General features: G+C 60.7%; 3 protein-coding genes and 1 pseudogene. 1 reads left to right on the forward strand and 3 read right to left on the reverse strand.

Annotated elements, in window-relative coordinates:
- A partial coding sequence (locus AC4FS3_RS28515; RefSeq protein WP_491023341.1) for a hypothetical protein occupies positions 1-246 on the forward strand: 246 nt, incomplete at its 5' end.
- A 124-nt stretch (positions 247-370) separates the two neighbouring features.
- Here the strand turns inward: AC4FS3_RS28515 and istB are convergent.
- From istB to AC4FS3_RS28530, 3 genes and pseudogenes are all read right to left on the reverse strand, one after another.
- Positions 371-1,165 carry an IS21-like element helper ATPase IstB gene (gene istB, locus AC4FS3_RS28520; protein WP_491023342.1) on the reverse strand — a complete coding sequence of 265 codons (795 nt, stop codon included), beginning with the start codon at positions 1,163-1,165 and terminating at the stop codon, positions 371-373.
- Complete coding sequence (gene istA, locus AC4FS3_RS28525; protein ID WP_491023343.1) at positions 1,155-2,684, reverse strand: IS21 family transposase; 1,530 nt, start codon at positions 2,682-2,684, stop codon at positions 1,155-1,157. The genes istB and istA overlap by 11 nt, the downstream gene beginning before the upstream one ends.
- Before the next feature lie 113 nt (positions 2,685-2,797).
- Positions 2,798-2,957 (reverse strand): annotated as a pseudogene (locus AC4FS3_RS28530) (IS3 family transposase); the annotation flags it as partial.

The raw sequence follows: 2,957 nt of genomic DNA on the forward strand, positions 1-2,957 counted from the left end.
GGCATGTCACTGCCCAGCCGCGTGTTCAACACCATCACTGGCGACCTCCAGCGCGTGGCCAGCGTCTACAACTCGGCGCAGTCGCTCGGCCGCAACATCAGCAATCTGGACGAACAGTTTCGCCAGCAGTTCAAGGGCTATGACAGCTATCTGAACTCGATTGGCCAAGGGCAAAACAACATGCCGCAGCGCTATCGGGACTGGGCACAATCCGGCTTCGATAACGCCCGCACGGCCAGACGATAGGTCAGCGTGAGCACCTGATTGAGCGTGGCGCTGCTCATCGGCAAGTCCGAGTTGTTGTTTTTCACCCAGAACTGAGCCGGTTTTTCCATCGAGAAGTGAGCCACTTCTGACTATGGATTTCCGGTCACGCAGTGGTCAAGGCATGGTTTGCCTCTCTCTTTTTCCTGCCTGCGGCGGCTGAGCTTGCCTTGAATCGGAAGCTGTCGTTTCCGGTCTCCAGAATATGGCAGCGGTGTGTGAGGCGATCGAGCAAGGCGGTCGTCATTTTGGGGTCGCCAAAGACCGAAGCCCATTCGCTGAAGCTGAGGTTTGTGGTGATGACGACGCTCGAGCGTTCGTAGAGCTTGCTCAGCAGATGGAAGAGCAGCGCGCCGCCTGAAGCGCTAAACGGGAGGTAGCCCAGTTCGTCGAGGATCACCAGATCGAGGCGGGTCAGGCTTTCGGCAATCTGCCCTGCCTTGCCCCTGGCCTTTTCCTGTTCGAGGGCGTTGACCAGTTCGATCGTGGAGAAGAAGCGGACCTTGCGGCGGTGATGTTCAATGGCCTGAATGCCGATTGCCGTCGCGACATGGGTTTTGCCGGTGCCCGGGCCGCCGATCAGCACAATATTGTGCGCGCCATCCATGAACTCGCAGCGATGCAGCGTTCTGACAGTCGCCTCGTTGATTTCGCTGGCAGCGAAGTCGAAGCCCGCGAGGTCCTTGTAAGCGGGGAAGCGGGCCGTCTTCATGTGATAGGCGATAGAACGGACCTCACGTTCGGCCAATTCAGCCTTCAGTAGCTGCGACAGGATCGGGATGGAGGCTTCAAAGGCCGGCGCCCCCTGCTCGATCAGATCGGTGACGGCCTGGGCCATGCCATACATTTTGAGACTGCGGAGCATGATGACGACGGCGCCGCTGGCAGGGTCATGACGCATGACGGCCTCCAGCAATCCGGGCGCGCAGGCCATCATAGCGTTCGACATTGGCCTTGGGCTCACGGCGCAGGACCAGCGCCTGTGGCGTATCGAGATCAGGTTCGCAATTCGTCTTGCCGTCGATAAGGCGGTGCAACAGGTTCAGCACGTGGGTTTTGGTCGGCACACCGTCGGCCAGGGCGAGTTCCACGGCGGTGAGCACCGCCTCCTCATCATGATGCAGCACCAGGGCGAGGATATCGACCATCTCGCGGTCGCCGCCATGCCTGCGCAGCATCTGGTCCTGCAACTGCCTGAAGGCGGCTGGCAACTCCAGGAAGGGAGCGCCGTTCCGCAGCGCCCCCGGCTTGCGCTGGACGACCGCCAGATAATGCCGCCAGTCATAGATCGTCCGCGGGGGCAGGTGGCTGCGCTGGATGATCCGCGTGTGTTCGCACAGGATGTTCCCCTCGGCAGCGACAACCAGCCGGTCCGGATAGATCCGCAGGCTGACAGGACGGTTGGCAAAGGAGGCCGGCACACTGTAGCGGGTGCGCTCGAAGCTGATCAGGCAGGTGGGCGAAACACGTTTGCTCATCTCGATGAAGCCGTCAAAGGCAACGGGCAGCCGCATCAGGGCGGCCCGTTCTTCGGCCCAGACATCGGCGATCGTGCCGGGCAAGGAACCATGCGCCGTTTCCCGCCACAGCTCGAGGCAACGCTGTTCCAGCCAGGCATTGAGCGCCGCAAGGTCAGGGAAGCCCGGCATCGCGTGTAGCAACTGGTGGCGGGAATCCCGGACGTTCTTCTCGACCTGACCTTTCTCCCATCCTGCAGCCGGATTGCAGAACTCGGGCTCGTAGACATAGTGGTTTGTCATGGCGAGGAAGCGGATATTGATCTGGCGCTCCTTGCCACGACCGACACGATCCACTGCTGTCTTCATGTTGTCATAGATCCCGCGCCCGGGAACGCCGCCGAACACACGGAACCCATGCCAGTGGGCGTCGAACAGCATCTCATGGGTCTGCAAGAGATAGGCGCGCACCAGGAAGGCCCGGCTGTGAGACAGCTTGATATGCGCCATCTGCAACTTCGTGCGTTCACCGCCCAGGACGGCAAAATCCTCACTCCAGTCGAACTGAAAGGCTTCGCCCGGACGGAATGAGAGTGGAACAAAGGTTCCGCGTCCCGCGGTTTGCTGCTCGCGCTGGCGATCGTCTCGCCATCGCCGCGCAAAGGCTGCTACGCGGCCATAGGAGCCGTTGAAGCCAAGCGCCACAAGATCCGCATGTAACTGCTTCAGCGTGCGCCGTTGCTTGCGGGACTTCCCGGCCTCGCTCTTCAGCCAGTCAGCCAGCTTCCCGGCGAAGGGATCGAGTTTGCTCGGTCGGTCCGGTGTGGCGAACCTCGGCTCGATCGTGTCTGAGGCCAGATGTCTGGTCACGGTATTCCGGGACAAACCCGTGCGACGCGAAATCTCGCGGATCGACAGCTCCTGACGCAAGTGCATCCGGCGGATGATGTTCAAAAGTCCCATGTGGATCACTCCGTTGCCCCCGTCGCTATCCGGCAGGGGGGAAGGGTCACATGGCTCAATTCTCAGTGGAAATTACCCGAGAAACCGGCTCAGTTCTGGGTGAAAAACAACAGACGGGCATAAGCATCGATGACGAAGGCTACATAGACGAAGCCTGACCAGGTGCTGACGTAGGTGAAGTCCGAAAGCCAAAGCCTGTTCGGGGCTGGGGCATGGAAGATGCGGTTGACATGGTCGCGTGGACAAGGCGCGGCCTTGTCATGCACCGTGGTG

Source organism: Pseudogemmobacter sp. TB195 (genome assembly GCF_058313095.1).